The 15,730-nt window shown below is 41.9% G+C and carries 17 protein-coding genes; 15 read left to right on the top strand and 2 right to left on the bottom strand.

The features are described 5' to 3' along the window. The first annotated feature begins 12 nt into the window (after window positions 1–12). Window positions 13–846 carry an N-acetylmuramoyl-L-alanine amidase gene (locus R2S08_RS04585; protein WP_410479509.1) on the top strand — a complete coding sequence of 278 codons (834 nt, stop codon included), beginning with the start codon at window positions 13–15 and terminating at the stop codon, window positions 844–846. Between the two features lie 76 nt (window positions 847–922). Here R2S08_RS04585 and R2S08_RS04580 read toward each other — a convergent pair whose 3' ends face one another. Next, complete coding sequence (locus R2S08_RS04580; protein ID WP_316834035.1) at window positions 923–2,584, bottom strand: glutamine--tRNA ligase/YqeY domain fusion protein; 1,662 nt, start codon at window positions 2,582–2,584, stop codon at window positions 923–925. An 80-nt stretch (window positions 2,585–2,664) separates the two neighbouring features. Here R2S08_RS04580 and R2S08_RS04575 point away from each other — a divergent pair, with 80 nt between their 5' ends. The 7 genes from R2S08_RS04575 (at window position 2,665) to R2S08_RS04545 (ending at window position 7,590) form a co-directional block, all read left to right on the top strand. After that, window positions 2,665–3,084, top strand: coding sequence for a cobalamin B12-binding domain-containing protein (locus R2S08_RS04575; RefSeq protein WP_316834034.1), 420 nt, complete (start codon window positions 2,665–2,667; stop codon window positions 3,082–3,084). Between the two features lie 2 nt (window positions 3,085–3,086). Further along, window positions 3,087–3,869, top strand: coding sequence for an enoyl-CoA hydratase/isomerase family protein (locus tag R2S08_RS04570; protein WP_133779118.1), 783 nt, complete (start codon window positions 3,087–3,089; stop codon window positions 3,867–3,869). Window positions 3,870–3,972: 103 nt separating this feature from the next. Next, window positions 3,973–5,373, top strand: coding sequence for a sigma-54-dependent transcriptional regulator (locus tag R2S08_RS04565; RefSeq protein ID WP_133779119.1), 1,401 nt, complete (start codon window positions 3,973–3,975; stop codon window positions 5,371–5,373). 5 nt (window positions 5,374–5,378) lie between these two features. Continuing rightward, entirely contained in the window at window positions 5,379–6,431 is a 1,053-nt protein-coding gene (locus tag R2S08_RS04560) for an AI-2E family transporter (RefSeq protein ID WP_133779120.1), read from the top strand. 56 nt (window positions 6,432–6,487) lie between these two features. Then, complete coding sequence (locus R2S08_RS04555) at window positions 6,488–6,751, top strand: YtxH domain-containing protein (protein WP_133779121.1); 264 nt, start codon at window positions 6,488–6,490, stop codon at window positions 6,749–6,751. A gap of 40 nt (window positions 6,752–6,791) precedes the next feature. After that, entirely contained in the window at window positions 6,792–7,166 is a 375-nt protein-coding gene (locus R2S08_RS04550; protein ID WP_133779122.1) for a phage holin family protein, read from the top strand. Further along, the gene (locus R2S08_RS04545) at window positions 7,153–7,590 is read left to right on the top strand and encodes a hypothetical protein (RefSeq protein WP_133779123.1); all 438 of its coding nucleotides are present in this window, start codon (window positions 7,153–7,155) and stop codon (window positions 7,588–7,590) included. Before R2S08_RS04550 ends, R2S08_RS04545 begins: the two co-directional genes overlap by 14 nt. A 51-nt stretch (window positions 7,591–7,641) precedes the next feature. Here the strand turns inward: R2S08_RS04545 and aspS are convergent, their stop codons facing one another. Beyond that, a complete protein-coding gene (gene aspS, locus R2S08_RS04540; RefSeq protein WP_316834033.1) occupies window positions 7,642–9,387 on the bottom strand; it encodes an aspartate--tRNA ligase in 1,746 nt (581 codons plus the stop codon). A 96-nt stretch (window positions 9,388–9,483) separates the two neighbouring features. On the opposite strand from aspS, the gene R2S08_RS04535 reads away from it, so the two are divergent. From R2S08_RS04535 to R2S08_RS04505, 7 genes are all read left to right on the top strand, one after another. Further along, window positions 9,484–10,032 carry an RNA polymerase sigma factor gene (locus R2S08_RS04535; RefSeq protein ID WP_316834032.1) on the top strand — a complete coding sequence of 183 codons (549 nt, stop codon included), beginning with the start codon at window positions 9,484–9,486 and terminating at the stop codon, window positions 10,030–10,032. Continuing rightward, window positions 10,029–10,559, top strand: a complete 531-nt coding sequence (locus R2S08_RS04530; protein ID WP_133779126.1) for a hypothetical protein — start codon at window positions 10,029–10,031, stop codon at window positions 10,557–10,559. The genes R2S08_RS04535 and R2S08_RS04530 overlap by 4 nt, the downstream gene beginning before the upstream one ends. Next, on the top strand, window positions 10,556–11,821 hold the full coding sequence (locus R2S08_RS04525; protein WP_316834031.1) for a hypothetical protein: 1,266 nt from the start codon (window positions 10,556–10,558) through the stop codon (window positions 11,819–11,821). Before R2S08_RS04530 ends, R2S08_RS04525 begins: the two co-directional genes overlap by 4 nt. Window positions 11,822–11,907: 86 nt before the next feature. Then, window positions 11,908–12,684, top strand: a complete 777-nt coding sequence (locus R2S08_RS04520) for a TerC family protein (RefSeq protein WP_133779128.1) — start codon at window positions 11,908–11,910, stop codon at window positions 12,682–12,684. A 95-nt stretch (window positions 12,685–12,779) separates the two neighbouring features. Further along, window positions 12,780–13,835 carry a nucleoid-associated protein gene (locus tag R2S08_RS04515; protein WP_316834030.1) on the top strand — a complete coding sequence of 352 codons (1,056 nt, stop codon included), beginning with the start codon at window positions 12,780–12,782 and terminating at the stop codon, window positions 13,833–13,835. 85 nt (window positions 13,836–13,920) lie between these two features. Further along, a complete protein-coding gene (locus R2S08_RS04510) occupies window positions 13,921–15,480 on the top strand; it encodes an MFS transporter (RefSeq protein WP_133779130.1) in 1,560 nt (519 codons plus the stop codon). Next, window positions 15,477–15,722, top strand: coding sequence for a DUF6814 family protein (locus R2S08_RS04505; RefSeq protein ID WP_108555357.1), 246 nt, complete (start codon window positions 15,477–15,479; stop codon window positions 15,720–15,722). The genes R2S08_RS04510 and R2S08_RS04505 overlap by 4 nt, the downstream gene beginning before the upstream one ends. Window positions 15,723–15,730 lie beyond the last annotated feature (8 nt).

The following is a 15,730-nucleotide window of genomic DNA, read 5'->3' as shown; positions in this document are numbered from 1 at the left end:
AAAAAAATGAAAATGTCAAACCAAGGCTTCCCGGCAAACATTTTGCTGATCTGCAGTACCGTTCTTTTTTTTGGTGCGTGTTCCTCAGGCAGGTATGCTGCAACGAATAAGGTTTACAAACAGCAGGCAAAATCTTTTGCCGAAACCATACAGGCTTTTCCTCCGGAAAATCAACATATAGATTCCTTGGGTGAAGGTTTGCAGTCCTTTGTCGGGACAGTGAATTTTGGCATCAGAAAACCCAATTTTGTGATCATTCATCATACCGCGCAAAGCTCACTGGATGAGACGATAAAGACATTTACGCTAACTAAAACACAAGTTAGTGCGCATTACGTGGTCAGCAGGGATGGTAAAGTGGTGCAAATGGTTAACGATTATTTAAGAGCAAACCACGCAGGTGTGGGGCGCTGGGGAAATGATACCGATCTGAATTCTTCATCTATTGGAATTGAGCTGGATAATAATGGAAATGAGCCATTTTCCGATGCACAGATCAATAGCTTATGTTACTTGCTGGCCACTCTTAAAAAAAAGTATAATATTCCAACTGCAAATTTTATTGGCCATGCGGATATTGCACCGAAACGGAAACCTGATCCGAATAAATTTCCCTGGAAGAAACTGGCAGAAAAGGGTTTTGGTTACTGGTATGATCCTGTATTGAAATTGCCTCCGACTGATTTTAATACGGATGTGGCGCTTCGTTTGATTGGTTATGATATCAGTAATATCGGAGCTGCTATAACGGCGTTTAAGCGACACTTTGTGCAAAATGATATTACGCCAAAGCTAACACCTGCCGATAAACTGATCTTGTATAATTTATACACAAAGTACCTGTAAGGGACTAAGGAAGGGTTTGATAACAAAAAAGCGACTGATCCAAAGGATCAGTCGCTTTTTTGTTATCGCTATTTATCTATTTATTCCCTTTAGCCCAGGCATCTTTAAGACCAACTGTCCGGTTAAAGATCAGTTTGTCTGATGTGGATTCTTTATCAAAACAATAATATCCTTTGCGGATGAACTGATATTTTGAATCTACATCTGCATTGGCAAGAAAAGGTTCTATATAGGCGTTTTTGATCACCTCAATACTGTTTGGATTCAGGTAATCTTTAAAATCGCCTTCTTCGCTGTCCGGAGACTCTACACTGAATAAGCGGTCATAAATACGTATCTCGGCTGTTTTAGCATGTGCTTTACTCACCCAGTGGATTGTTCCTTTAACATTAACACCACTGGTATCTTCGCCGCTTTTGGATTCTGGAATATAGCTGCAATGGATCTCGGTTACATTTCCATCTGAATCTTTTACAAAATCCTCACATTTTACAATATAGGCATGTTTAAGTCTTACCATCGCTCCGGGAGCAAGTCTGAACCATTTTTTTGCAGGTTCCTCCATAAAATCCTCACGTTCTATCCAAAGCTCATTGCTGAAAGGGATTTCCCTGTGACCACCTTTATCTTCGGCTTCAGGGTTATTTTCGCCAATGAGAATTTCTTCCTGGCCAGCCGGATAATTGGTGATGACCATTTTGATAGGGTCTGTAACGGCCATAACCCGATTGGCTGTTTTATTCAGGTGTTCGCGGATGCAAAACTCTAAAAGACTGAGCTCAATCAGATTTTCTCTTTTAGCGATCCCGATCCTTTCACAAAATTCACGAATGCTTTCCGGAGTGTATCCGCGGCGTCTCAGTCCACTGATGGTTGGCATGCGGGGATCGTCCCAGCCACTAACCACACCTTCATTAACCAGTTGCAGGAGTTTACGCTTACTCATGACGGTGTAGGTCAGATTTAAACGGGCGAATTCATACTGGTGCGAGGGAAAGATGTCCAGTTTTTCTATGAACCAGTCGTAGAGTTCACGGTGTGATACATATTCCAACGTGCAGATGGAATGGGTGATTTCCTCGATGCTGTCGCTTTGGCCATGGGCAAAGTCGTACATCGGATAAATGCACCATTTGTTGCCGGTTCTGTGATGTTCTGCGTGTTTGATCCGGTACACTATAGGGTCCCGCATCAGCATGTTAGGGCTGGACATATCTATTTTTGCCCTCAGTGTGCATGCCCCGTCTTCAAATTCTCCGTTTTTCATCCGGGTAAAAAGATCAAGATTCTCTTCAATGCTGCGGTTTCTGTATGGGCTGTCAACACCGGGTTCTGTAGGTGTTCCTTTTTGTGCTGCAATTTCTTCAGCAGTACTGTGGTCTACATAGGCCAGATTGTTTTGAATCAGTTTGACTGCAAAATCATACAGTGTGTCAAAATAGTCGGAGGTATAGAGTTCATTTTTCCATTGAAATCCGAGCCATTTGATGTCTTCCTGCTGGCTGTCTACATATTCGGTTTTCTCTGTAACCGGATTTGTATCGTCAAATCTTAAATTGGTATAGCCGCCATATTTTTGGGTCAGGCCAAAATTAAGGCAAATTGCCTTGGCATGACCAATGTGCAGGTAACCATTTGGCTCTGGGGGAAAACGAGTTACCAAGGTTTTGTATTTTCCGCTGTTTAAATCGTTTTCAATGATCTCTTCAATAAAGTTCAATGATCTTTCCTCACTCATAAAAACTGTAAATTTAGACTCCAAAGTTAACATAAAACCGCTAAATTAATTACTTTTACCTTTCACAATTCGTATAATTTATGAGCAGTACATTAAACAGGCCAGTACGTGTTTTAGTCGCTAAAGTTGGGCTGGACGGACATGACAGGGGAGCAAAAGTGATCGCAACCTCGTTACGTGATGCAGGAATGGAAGTGATCTATACCGGTCTCCGCCAGACTCCTGAAATGGTCGTAAATACGGCTCTGCAGGAAGATGTGGATGCGATCGGCATTTCGATCCTGTCTGGAGCACATATGACAGTCTTCCCGAAGATTATTGCTGTGATGAAAGAAAAAGGATTGTCTGATGTATTGTTAACAGGCGGTGGGATTATTCCTGAGGGAGATATGCAGAAGCTGAAAACCCTCGGAGTGGGTGAATTATTTGCACCAGGCACAACTATGGTTACAATTGTTGATTATATTAAAAACTGGGTAGCTGAAAATAGAAATTTCTAACTATGGATTATCAAAACATTATCTCAGAAATAAAAGAGCAGGTCCTGCACCTGACGATTAATCGGGAATCTAAATTAAACGCGTTGAACAAGGATACGCTGGCTGAGCTTGCAGACGCGATTTCTTTTGCAGAGCATCATGAAGGTATTAGGGCGGTATTACTCACAGGAGCTGGAGAAAAAGCTTTTGTGGCAGGTGCTGATATTTCAGAATTTGCCCATTACAATACCCAGCAGGGAGCAGAGCTGGCGGCTCATGGGCAGGCTACTGTCTTTAATGCCATTGAGAACTGCTCCAAAGTTGTTTTGGCAGCAATCAATGGTTTTGCTCTTGGCGGGGGGCTTGAACTTGCAATGGCCTGTCATATCCGTATTGCTTCGGAGAATGCAAAACTGGGCCTGCCAGAAGTCACACTGGGATTGATCCCTGGTTATGGAGGAACCCAAAGGTTGACCCGTCTGGTTGGAAAAGGCCGTGCAATTGAGCTGATTGCAACAGCAGATATGATTTCTGCTGCGAGGGCTGCAGAAATTGGGCTGGTTAACCACGTAGTTGCAGCATCAGATTTAAAAGCGAGATCGTTAGAGATTTTAGATAAAGTTAAACTGCGGGCCCCATTGGCTATCGCCAGTGCTATAAAAGCGATTAATGCTTCTTCAGATGCAAAGTTAAATGGCTTTGAAATTGAGATCAATGAATTTGGCAAGTGTTTTGGTACTGCGGATTTTAAAGAGGGCGTTGGAGCTTTCCTGGAAAAGAGAAAGCCATCTTTCAGTGGGCGATAAATTTCGTGGCATTAGAATTGCCAGTGAAAAAGTGTAGAAAATATTACACGATAAATTTATTTTTCTATATTTAAATATTAATAATATAGATCTTTTAGTACATATGAGAAGAATTCTTATTGTAGATGATGAGGTGAATATAGGCTTGCTTCTTTCTAAATTCCTAACCAGGAACGGTTTTGAGGTCAATACAGCAACCACCGGAAATACAGCGATGGACTGTCTTTCAAGAGAAGCATTTGATCTGGTACTCTGTGATTACAGGCTGGATGACACCGATGGAAGAGAAATGCTGATTAAAATTAAGGAAAGTTATCCAAAAACAGGAGTGATCATCATCACTGGATATTCTGACATCAAGCTTGCGGTAGAACTGATCAAGCTAGGGGCACATGACTACATCACCAAACCGCTTTATCCGGATGAAATTCTGACGACGATCAATAAGGCGATAGAAACCCAATATGCACTGAATGAAATTGGTGAAAAAGGGAACTCCGGAGAGCCGGTGAAAGAGAAACCAGCCAAATCCATACAGAGCACAGGCAATTTTATTACTGGGCAGAGTGCGGCTTCAAAAGAGCTGGTTAAACAAATATTGCTGGTTGCACCTACTTCGTATAGCGTTATTTTAACGGGCGAAAGTGGAACAGGCAAAGAATCTGTGGCACATGCAATTCATTTAAACAGTCCAAGAAAAGATCAGCCATTTGTGGCCATGGATTGTGGTTCCTTAACCAAAGAATTGGCAGGAAGTGAATTCTTTGGGCATGAAAAAGGATCATTTACAGGAGCACTATATACAAAGATCGGCCATTTTGAAATGGCCAATGGAGGTACGCTGTTCCTGGATGAAGTCGGAAATCTATCTTACGATATTCAGGCTGCCTTACTAAGAACGGTGCAGGAACGCAAAATTAAAAGGATAGGGAGTACAAAGGAAATCGACCTGGATGTCAGGATCATTGTAGCAACCAATGAAAATCTTGCTGTGGCTATACAGAATGGAAAATTCAGGGAAGATCTGTATCACAGGTTTAACGAATTTTCTATTGCTTTACCTCCGATCAGCAAAAGAGAAAAAGACATCCTAGTGTTTGCCAAATATTTTTTGGAGATGGCCAATGGGGAACTTAATAAAAATATCCAGGGATTTTCTACAGAGGTTGAAGAGTGTTTCTTAACCTATAACTGGCCAGGGAATGTAAGGGAACTCAAAAATGTGGTCCGAAGGGCTACTTTACTGACAGAAGGACAGGTCATTCAGTTAAAAGCCCTTCCGCTGGAAATTTCTACTTATGCAAAAGCGTCGGCACTGGAGTATACTGTACATAGGACGGAAAAGCCTAAAGACCTTAAAAATGCGGCACAGGAAGCCGAATATGATGCCATATTAAAGGTTTTAAGGGAGGTGAATTTTAATAAGACCAAGGCGGCAAAGCTATTAAACATTGACAGGAAAACTCTTTACAATAAGATGAAGGCCATTAATTTAGATACTTAAAACAGATGTCCCTATTTTCCTACAAACAGCGAAATAACATTAACCTGGTAATTATCATTGCGCTTGGTTGTTTAATCGCTTATTCTTTGCAGGGAATATTTGGTTCTATATTGAGTACACTGGTGATGTACACGATCCTGCGGCCAGGTTATCTTTATCTGATCAACAGAAAAAAATGGAATAAGCGTTTTACAGCAATTTTGCTTCTGTTTATTTCTGTAGTGGTGATTATTCTGCCATTTTATGGGCTGAGTAATATGGTTATTGCCAAAATTGCAGAACTGCAAAACGACCATCTGTACTATCAGAATATGCTGCTTAAGTTTAAAAATCTGGTCCATGTGAGCCGGGATTTGCAAAACTTACTGGAAGAGGGACTTAGAAAAGCCGGAACCTGGGCTACAGAACTCTTTCCTTCTTTGATATCAGGGGCATTTAATATTGTGTTTGGTCTTCTCCTGATGTACTTTTTGCTCTATTTTATGCTGATTGAACACGAGACTTTTGAGCAGGCTCTGGTTAAATATGCCCCTTTCAGGGCCCAAAATGCCTACCGCTTTGCGGAAGAAATGAGGAATACTACTTATGCAAATGTAGTTGGGCAGGGATTGATCTCTATTGTGCAGGGCTCCTTGCTTGGCTTGTCATTTCTTGTTTTGGGCTATAATGATCCCCTATTTTGGGGGGTAATCACCGCTTTTATCTGTTTTGTACCTGTGCTGGGACCGCCTATCATCTTTGTACCAGCAGCCTTGATGCAAATGGCCAACGGGCATAATTTTGAAGCCTGGGCTATGTTAATCTTTGGATTTGTTGTGATTATTAATATCGATAATGTACTTCGGTTCATGATTGCTAAGAAAGTTGGAAATATTCATCCCATAATTACCGTAATTGGCGTAGTTATTGGTATACCATTATTCGGAATACTAGGTCTTGTTTTCGGTCCGTTGTTGTTGTCTTATTTCATTTTGCTTCTAAAAATCTATGAAACAAGTGCTCTGGCAACGGAAAGATTGGAAAGAATTAAAACAATTCCTCCGGAAGAGGCGTTTTAATAAGGAACGGGCTAAGTATCCAGAGTTATTTAAGTGTTAAATAAAATTTAAAAGTTATGAACGATAATTCAAAAGTTTTAATTGGGCTATTAGCCGGTTTGGCTGCAGGTGCAGCTTTGGGTTTGTTATTTGCTCCTGAAAAAGGAACAGATACGCGTGACAGATTAAGCCAGTCTTTAAAAGATCTTGGTGATTCTATAAAAGATAAAGCTGCCGATGAGATCAATAATCTGGCTAATCTTAAAGATAAAGTGGTGAGTTCTGTAAAAAGCAAATTTAACCAGGAAGAAGAGTATGCAGATGAAACCGAGCATGCCTAAATTCAAAAATTAAAGTAATCGTTGTATAACCTTATAAGTAATGCAGGAAAATAAAGAGAAAAATATTGAAGATATCATTTCGGATGCGAAAGGCTATATAGATAACCGTATCGAGTATACAAAACTGTATATGGTAGAGAAAGTTTCCAGAACCTTTGCTGATCTGGTGACCACCACAACCGTTATTATCTGCTTTGTTCTGGCTTTCTTATTTGGAACGGTTACGCTGGCTTTGTTTCTTTCTGATGTGCTTGGGAGCTATACGCGGGGTTTTGGCTGCGTGTCGCTGATCTATATTCTTCTTGCGGTGATTGTTTATTTTACAAAGGATAAATATATTGAAAAGGCTATTGTCAATTTTTCTATCCGCAAATTTTTTAACAAACTAGCAGACAAGGACGATGAGGAAAAATAACATTCAGACCATAGAAGATCTGCAACGGGAGATCCTGGTTTTAAGAGCGGCTTATCAGATGCAGGGAGATGCTTTAAAAGAAGATACCCGATTGTATTTGAAGCAATTTACTTTTGGGGCATTGATTAGAAAATATGCTACACCTTCTGCTTTTGTAAAAATGGATGATAAATTGAACATCAGCAGTAAACTGATGTCTATGGTTCTGCCTGTTTTAATGAACAGCACGCTTTTCAGAGGTTCAGGCTTCCTGACAAAAGCACTGGTGGGGTTGGCAACAAGCAAAGTAGGGAAAACCCTGGATGCAGAACACTTATCGGCGATATTTAACACCGTCAAGGGCTGGTTCGGTAAAACAAAGAAAAAAGAAAAAGCAGTTGCTGCTATAGATTATGGTATTCCGCCAGACAGCGAGACCTACTAGAAAAAAGGGGAATCAAATTTTGATTCCCCTTTTTTATTGATTTACCCCTTCTTAAAGGGTCGATTTTATTTTAAGTTCTGTCAGTTGCTTTTCGTCTATAGTAGAAGGACTGTCAATCATCACGTCCCTTCCAGAGTTATTCTTAGGGAAGGCAATGACGTCACGGATGCTGTCCAGACCAGCAAAAATTGAGCATAAACGGTCAAAACCAAAGGCAATACCACCGTGAGGAGGTGCACCATATTCAAAGGCATCCATCAGAAAGCCAAACTGTTTTTGTGCTTCTTCTGCAGAAAAACCAAGGTGTTTAAACATTAAGGCTTGTAAAGTCCTGTCGTGGATTCGGATTGACCCCCCACCAATTTCAGTTCCGTTGACCACCATATCGTAAGCATTTGCCCTTACTTCTCCGGGTTTGGTATCTAATAAAGCGATGTCCTCTGGTTTAGGAGAAGTGAAAGGATGGTGCATGGCATGATAACGCTCCGTCTCTTCATCCCATTCCAATAAAGGGAAATCCAGAACCCACAGGGCACTGAATGTATTTTTATCACGAAGACCCAGTCTATTGCCCATTTCCAGCCTAAGCTCACTCAATTGTTTGCGTACCTTGTCCGTTGTGCCGGCCATAATCAGCATTAAATCTCCCGGTTCGCTTTGTAAGGCGGACGACCAGGTTTTCAGAATGTCTTCGCTGTAGAATTTATCAACGGAAGACTTTAAGGAGCCATCTTCATTATGACGGCAATAGATTAGCCCTGTTGCACCGATCTGGGGACGTTTAATAAAATCAGTCAGCTCATCCACTTGTTTCCGTGTATAACCTGCGCAGCCTTTGGCATTGATTCCAATAACCAGTTCCGCCTGATCAAAGACAGGGAAATTATGACCTTTAACAAAGTCATTCAGTTCCACAAACTGCATTTCAAAACGCGTATCCGGTTTATCTGAACCGTACAAGCGCATCGCATCTGCATATTGCATTCTGGGTACTTCCGGAAGGTCAATACCTCTAATGTCTTTAAATAAAGTCCGGATCAGCCCTTCAAAAGTATTCAAAATATCTTCCTGCTCAATAAAAGACATCTCGCAGTCAATCTGCGTAAATTCAGGTTGTCTGTCAGCGCGTAAATCCTCATCTCTAAAGCATTTTACAATCTGAAAGTACCTGTCAAAGCCAGAAACCATTAAAAGTTGTTTAAAGGTCTGCGGAGACTGTGGCAGAGCGTAGAACTCACCAGGATTCATACGGCTGGGTACTACAAAGTCTCTTGCACCTTCTGGTGTTGATTTAATCAATACCGGGGTTTCTACTTCAATAAAGTCCAGCCCGTCCAGGTAACGTCGAACGGCCTGTGCCATTTTATGACGAAGAACCATGTTGTTTCTTACCGGGTTTCTGCGCAGATCCAGGTAACGGTATTTCATTCGCAGGTCATCCCCACCGTCGGTTTCGTCATCGATCATAAACGGAGGCAGTTTGGCTGCGTTGAGTATTTCAAGGGCTGTAATTTTAATTTCTACGTCACCAGTTGGAATTTTAGCATTCTTGTTAGAACGTTCAACAACGGTACCGCTGGCTTTAATTACAAATTCACGACCCAGGTTACGGGCAGCTTCACATAACTCGCGGTTGTCGTCCATATTAAAAACCAGTTGAGTGATTCCGTACCGGTCACGAATGTCAATAAAAGTCATTCCACCAAGGTCCCTGGATTTCTGTACCCATCCACACAGGACCACATTTTCTCCTAGATTCTTAATCGTTAAAGCGCCGCAAGTTGTTGTTCTTAACATTATTGTAATAATTAGGCCGTAAAAATATTCATTTATTTTTCATATCCGTGCAACGTTTCTGAAGTTTGGTTGTCATATAGACGAATTAAGCAGCTATTGGAAACCTTATACATAGATAAACATCAGGCCTTGGTGCAAGAATGCAGACTTGGCAGCCGTAAAGCACAGTTTGAATTGTACAAACTGTATGCAAAGGCGATGTACAATACTGCCCAAAGGATATTGTGTCATGTTGCAGAGGCAGAGGATGTATTGCAGGAAGCATTTTTGGAAGCTTTCAGCAGAATTACAGACTTTAGGGGAGATACAACCTTTGGGCTGTGGTTAAAACAGATTGTGATCAACAAGTCGATCAATTATCTTCGTAAGAGAAAAATGGAATTTGTAAGTACAGATGCGATAGATGTGCCAGAAGAAGAAGAGGAAGAAGATGGCGAACTTCAACCTAGAGTAGAGGAAATAAAAAAAGCAATGGAGTTGCTCCCGGATGGATACCGGGTAGTGATCAGCTTGTATCTGCTGGAAGGCTATGACCATGAGGAAATTGCCCATATCCTGAAAATCTCGGAGAATACATCCCGCAGCCAGTATATGCGGGCAAAAATAAAATTACAACGCTTAATGGAAAAAGAAAGGAGTCAATGATGAGCAGAAAATTAGAGGAATTTATCAGGGAGAACAAGAAGGCATTCGATACAGAAAATCCCTCCGAAGAACTTTGGAGTAGAATAGAAAAAGGATTGGATAAAAAAAAACCTTCAAAACCAATCAATATGACCTTATGGATCGGAATTGCAGCCTCCGTGTTGCTGGTGGTGGGATTTGCTGCGGGGCTGTTTACCTACGGCCGAAGGAACACGATGATGGTTGCGGAAGTGAATCCTGATTATGCAAAGAAACAGGTCCGTTTTGCCAGTATGATTGAAGAAAAAAAGGACAGTCTGGAGGTCTTGTCTAAAGTTAATCCAGCACTTTATTCTAAGTTTAATAAAGATATAGAGCACATGGATGCAGATTACCAGAAACTGAAAAAGGAACTGGCAGACAGTCCGAATCAGAAATTAGTGGTGAGGGCGATGGTCAAAAATCTGGAGCTCCAGCTGCAGGTGATCACTCAGCAATTGATGATCATTAATCAGGTAAATCAGTATAAAAAGGAAAATCAAATATGAAAAGGACTTTAATGGGGCTAGCGGGCATTGTTCTGCTGGCCAGCCACATCAGCGCAAGAGCTGAGGGGGCTATTGCGAGTGTTCCACCTCTAATGCCTATCCATTTCGGGGTCAGCCTGCCTCAGGGTAATCCGGATGATGACGCGGCCAAATCGAAATCATTTAGTAAGAGCTTTCCATTAAGTAATGGAGAGAAGGTGAACCTGAGCAATCAGTACGGGACTATCCTGATCAAGAATTGGGACAAAAAAGAAGTTAAGGTCGATATTGACATCCGTGCATATAGCAATAGCGACACAGAAGCTCAAAAATTATTGGATGAGGTCAGCATTGATGCCGAAAAGCGTTCAGATGCAGTTTTCTTTCGCACAAGGATAAGCGAAGGAAGCAAAAACTGGGGCAGCTGGATCAGAAATGGAAAGCGGGGAAGAAAGGAAGTAAAGATCAGTTATGTAGTGTATATGCCCTCCAGCTCTGCGCTAACGATGTCTCAGCAATATGGGAACATAGATATGGCCGATCAGAGTGGTCCCCTGTCGGTAAAAGTACAATATGGTAATTTTACCGCCGGAAATCTGTCTAATGCCAATAATTATATCAATGTGCAGTACGGAAAGACCAATGTCGCGGAAATAAATAAGGGGATCGTGAAGCATCAGTATGGTTCGGGACTTAGTATTGGATCAGCTTCTGAGTTGAACCTGGATGCGCAGTATGTTGATGTCAATGTAGGTACGGTTAGGGAGAGTGCACTGATCAAGCAGCAGTATGGTTCCGGTTTAACCCTGGGAACTGTATCGAACCTTGTGCTGGATGCACAATATACCAAGGTTAATATCCAGGCAATTAAACCGGGAAATTCGGTCATTAAGCAGCAATATGGTAGTTTGGATATTGGAAGCAGCGGAGGTCTGACCGTTAAAACGCAATACACGGGGGTTACCATAGGGACGCTTTTCGGCGATGCAACCTTCAATATGGCCTACGATAAGCTCAGCATTCAAAAGGTGAATGAAAATGTGCGGTCACTGGTCGTAGATGCAGAGTATGTGAATATAGGGATCGGCTTTGCCGACAAATATAGCGGAGAGCTGGATGTAAAAACAAGTTATTCCTCTTTCAGATATGGTAGTGGCGTTACCGCCAGAGCGGCTAGCGAAGACGATCATTCTCAGGATAAAAATTATACCGGTAAGATCGGTGGAGGGGGTGGCAGCCGGGTAAGGATTAAATCTTCTTATGGGAATGTTACTTTTAAATAAGCACTAAAAACCAAACAAATGATAGCTTGCTGAGGAATCAGCAGGCTTTTTTTATATCTTAGCGAACCGTACTTACCCGCTTGTCTATGGAAATTTTAAACAACCCCGAAACCTGGATCTCTCTGATCACGTTAACCCTGCTGGAAATTGTATTAGGGATTGATAACATCATTTTTATCTCTATTTTGTCTTCAAAACTCCCGCAGGAGAAACAAAAAAAAGCCCGTCAGCTTGGGCTAGGGTTGGCCATGATCACCAGGGTATTGTTATTGCTGTCCTTAAGCTGGGTAATGACCCTCACCGCTACATTGTTCAATATAGGCGACTGGTTCAGTATAGACAGTAAGGAATGGTTGGAAAAGCTGGCCATATCCGGAAGAGACCTGATCCTGATTGTGGGGGGCTTATTCCTTATTTATAAGAGTACCCATGAGATCCACCTGAAACTGGAAGGTGAAGAGGAAGGGGGCGCAAACGCGAAAGTATATACTTTCAATGGTGTTATTGTACAGATCCTGCTGCTTGATATTGTATTCTCCCTGGATTCAGTGATTACGGCCGTGGGTATGGCAGATCACGTTGAAATCATGATTGCTGCGGTAGTGATCGCGGTGATCATTATGATGATCTCCTCAGGCGCCATCAGTAATTTTGTAAACAAGCACCCAACCGTGAAAATGCTGGCGCTGTCTTTTTTACTGCTGATTGGAGTGTCGTTGCTGGCAGAGGGTTTAGATCAGCATATCCCTAAAGGCTATATCTATTTTGCCATGGCTTTTTCTGTGTTGGTAGAGATGTTGAACCTGAGAATGAAACGGAATTCAAAAAAGCCGCTTGAACTCAGGGACACGCCCAAAGAATAGATGCCTAATTTCAGAACGGGAATTTATTCCCTGCAATTGAAAATTTTAAATCATAAAAGGTACTTTTGCCCTCGATTTAAAAGGCAAAATACATTATGATCTCATTTTTTGAAGCCTCACTGGCCGAACTTTCTATACACCGGATAGGTAATAAGTCTGAAGACGAATTTTATGTGCTTTCAGAGCAATCCCTTGTGATAGAAGATGAGCAGCTGAAGAACCTCTTGCTGCAATACTTTCTGGGGCCTTACGGCAAAGTAAATGAGATCTATAGGTTTTTTCATCCCAATGAAGATCTGAACCTGAACGAAGTTTATCATTTTGCAGAATCCATCTTTGAAAAGGGAGAAAGTTTTCATGACAACAGCCAGCAACTGGCCAAATATCTGTATGAGATCTCTAATCATCCCAAAATCAAATCCGGAGAATTGTATGTCGCTTATTTTGAGAATGTACAGATTGAAGGAGAACTGCACGATGCGATCGGAATCTTTAAGTCAGAAAATAAAGAGACCTATCTGAAAGTATATCCGGAAAATAGTGGTTTTAATGTGAGTTATGAGCAGGAAGCGATTAATATCAGCAAACTAGATAAAGGATGCCTCATCATCAATACGGAAAAGGATCAGGGCTATAAAGTTGCAGTAATAGACCAGACCAACCGCAGTGCGGAGGCGGTTTACTGGAAGGATGAATTCCTGAAACTCCGGATCAGAAATGACAACTATCATCAAACCAGTAATGTGCTTGGTGTCTATAAGAATTTTGTGACCCAGAAACTGGACGAAGATTTTGAGATCTCTAAAGCAGATAAAATAGATTTACTGAACAGGTCTATTAAGTATTTTAAAGAAAAGGACAGTTTTGATCTGGATGAATTTTCAACTGAGGTGATCGCCAATGCGGAGGGCATCGAATCCTTTAAGAACTACAAAAAGAACTACGAAGAAGAATTTGATACCGCTATTCCCGATAGCTTTGACATTTCAGACGCGGCAGTAAAGAAACAGGCCCGTGATTATAAAAGCGTATTGAAACTGGATAAGAACTTCCATATTTATATTCATGGAAATAAAGAGCTGATTGAGAAGGGCTTCGATGATGATAAGTCCATGAATTACTATAAAGTCTATTTTCGGGAAGAACAATAATTTATCTCATTTATTGCTAAAATATTTCGCTGTAATTCATAATAAATTGTAGCTTTATTTCTATAGCCAAATATTTTAGCAACTTATGGGTCTGAAAACCAAGGGGAATTCAATTTTCAAAGTGATTGGTGCGTCTTCACTCGGCACTCTTATCGAATGGTATGATTTTTATATTTTTGGAAGCCTGGCCACCATTATTGGTGCTAAGCTGTTTCCAGCTGATGCAGGGGCTTCTGCACTGATCAATACGTTGGCTATTTTTGCTGCCGGATTTATTGTCCGTCCTTTTGGAGCGCTTGTATTTGGTCGGCTTGGAGACCTGATCGGGCGGAAATATACCTTTCTGCTGACCCTTGTGCTCATGGGAGGGTCCACCTTTCTGATCGGACTGATCCCTTCCTATTCCACTATTGGATATGCCGCACCCATCCTGGTACTGATCCTGCGTCTGATCCAGGGCCTTGCACTGGGTGGGGAGTACGGAGGCGCAGCAACTTACGTAGCAGAACACGCCGCTCCCGGAAGAAGAGGTTTTTTTACCAGCTGGATACAGACTACCGCAACCGGAGGTCTTTTTCTTTCGCTCGGCATTATCGTTGTGACGAAAAACCTGATTGGTGCCGAAGACTTTGCAGCCTGGGGCTGGCGGGTACCTTTCCTGCTGTCTATCCTGCTGGTTGGTGTTTCGATTTATATCCGGATGAAGATGCACGAGTCACCTATGTTCAGCAAGCTTAAATCGGAAGGAAAAGTATCAAAGAATCCACTTAAAGAAAGCTTTAGCCATAAAACCAATTTCAAAATGGTTTTACTGGCCTTATTTGGTGCAACGATGGGACAGGGGGTGATCTGGTATACAGGCCAGTTTTACGCGCAGTCTTTTCTGGAGAATACCTGTAAGGTAGATTTTAATGACTCCAGGTATATTCTTTTATGGGGGATTGCTTTTGCTACACCTTTCTTTGTCGTTTTTGGTTCCTGGAGTGACCGCGTAGGCCGGAAATGGATCATGCTGTGTGGAATGTTGCTTGGTATTGTTTTCTACCGTCCCGTTTATCAAATTTTTCTGGACGATACGGACATGACCAAAACAGAACAAAAGGACATCCTGCAGGTGAGTGATCCGGTGGTGAGCCGGCTGGCAGTGGAGAACACAAAAGATAGCCTGGTGACCACAAGTGCAACGGTAACACTGCTGAACGGCGGATCCTATACCAAGGTACAATCTTATACCAAATATGATGAACCAGGTCGGGGTGTTGTTGCCGGGCCAGATGTGTATAAAGATAAAAAATTACCTGCCCCTGTCTTCTGGAAATTTGTGGGGCTGATCTTTTTCCAGATCCTGCTGGTCACAATGGTTTATGGTCCGATAGCGGCTTTCCTGGTGGAATTGTTCCCCACTAAGATCAGGTATACCTCTATGTCTTTGCCCTATCATGTTGGAAATGGTGTTTTTGGGGGGCTTGTACCTTTCATCGCAACACTTATTGTCAGTTTCCCGGGCTCTACGCCACTATCTGGCTTGTGGTATCCTATCGGAATTGCGGCACTCAGCTTCGTTATTGGAGCGGTCTATTTGTCTAATACCAAACCTGATCATGGGGAAGGTCATGAAGAATTAACTAAAGAAACTTTATCATGAACGGAATAAAAAGAGCCTTAGGCTTATTATGGATCATTATCGGGCCTTTAGCGATGGTGCTGATGTTTATGCAGGCCATAGAAAAAATCGGGCTTGCCGCTGAAGGGGCTGCAAAAACAAATACAGCCCTGCAGTGGGGAATAATCCTCTTTATATTCATACCTATAGCCATTGGACTGGTTATTTTTGGCTGGTATGCTTTAAAAGGAGAGTATGATCGTTTGCCCTCAGATGAGCTTTAATTTTGCGA

The organism is Pedobacter nutrimenti (assembly GCF_032678445.1).
Taxonomy (GTDB): Bacteria; Bacteroidota; Bacteroidia; order Sphingobacteriales; family Sphingobacteriaceae; genus Pedobacter; species Pedobacter nutrimenti_A.
The sequence above is the reverse complement of the archived record's forward strand: the minus strand, read 5'-3'. Positions and strand labels throughout refer to the sequence as shown.

What these genes read in the sequence shown, in the direction of transcription:
- R2S08_RS04570 (WP_133779118.1), top strand. Translation starts at nt 3,087, where the DNA reads ATGGATTATCAAAACATTATCTCAGAAATAAAAGAGCAGGTCCTGCAC.
- R2S08_RS04520 (WP_133779128.1), top strand. Translation starts at nt 11,908, where the DNA reads ATGGAAATTTTAAACAACCCCGAAACCTGGATCTCTCTGATCACGTTA.
- R2S08_RS04575 (WP_316834034.1), top strand. Translation starts at nt 2,665, where the DNA reads ATGAGCAGTACATTAAACAGGCCAGTACGTGTTTTAGTCGCTAAAGTT.
- R2S08_RS04565 (WP_133779119.1), top strand. Translation starts at nt 3,973, where the DNA reads ATGAGAAGAATTCTTATTGTAGATGATGAGGTGAATATAGGCTTGCTT.
- R2S08_RS04550 (WP_133779122.1), top strand. Translation starts at nt 6,792, where the DNA reads ATGCAGGAAAATAAAGAGAAAAATATTGAAGATATCATTTCGGATGCG.
- R2S08_RS04545 (WP_133779123.1), top strand. Translation starts at nt 7,153, where the DNA reads ATGAGGAAAAATAACATTCAGACCATAGAAGATCTGCAACGGGAGATC.
- R2S08_RS04580 (WP_316834035.1), bottom strand. Translation starts at nt 2,584, where the DNA reads ATGAGTGAGGAAAGATCATTGAACTTTATTGAAGAGATCATTGAAAAC.
- R2S08_RS04515 (WP_316834030.1), top strand. Translation starts at nt 12,780, where the DNA reads ATGATCTCATTTTTTGAAGCCTCACTGGCCGAACTTTCTATACACCGG.
- R2S08_RS04555 (WP_133779121.1), top strand. Translation starts at nt 6,488, where the DNA reads ATGAACGATAATTCAAAAGTTTTAATTGGGCTATTAGCCGGTTTGGCT.
- R2S08_RS04525 (WP_316834031.1), top strand. Translation starts at nt 10,556, where the DNA reads ATGAAAAGGACTTTAATGGGGCTAGCGGGCATTGTTCTGCTGGCCAGC.
- R2S08_RS04510 (WP_133779130.1), top strand. Translation starts at nt 13,921, where the DNA reads ATGGGTCTGAAAACCAAGGGGAATTCAATTTTCAAAGTGATTGGTGCG.
- R2S08_RS04560 (WP_133779120.1), top strand. Translation starts at nt 5,379, where the DNA reads ATGTCCCTATTTTCCTACAAACAGCGAAATAACATTAACCTGGTAATT.
- R2S08_RS04505 (WP_108555357.1), top strand. Translation starts at nt 15,477, where the DNA reads ATGAACGGAATAAAAAGAGCCTTAGGCTTATTATGGATCATTATCGGG.
- R2S08_RS04530 (WP_133779126.1), top strand. Translation starts at nt 10,029, where the DNA reads ATGATGAGCAGAAAATTAGAGGAATTTATCAGGGAGAACAAGAAGGCA.
- aspS (WP_316834033.1), bottom strand. Translation starts at nt 9,387, where the DNA reads ATGTTAAGAACAACAACTTGCGGCGCTTTAACGATTAAGAATCTAGGA.
- R2S08_RS04585 (WP_410479509.1), top strand. Translation starts at nt 13, where the DNA reads ATGTCAAACCAAGGCTTCCCGGCAAACATTTTGCTGATCTGCAGTACC.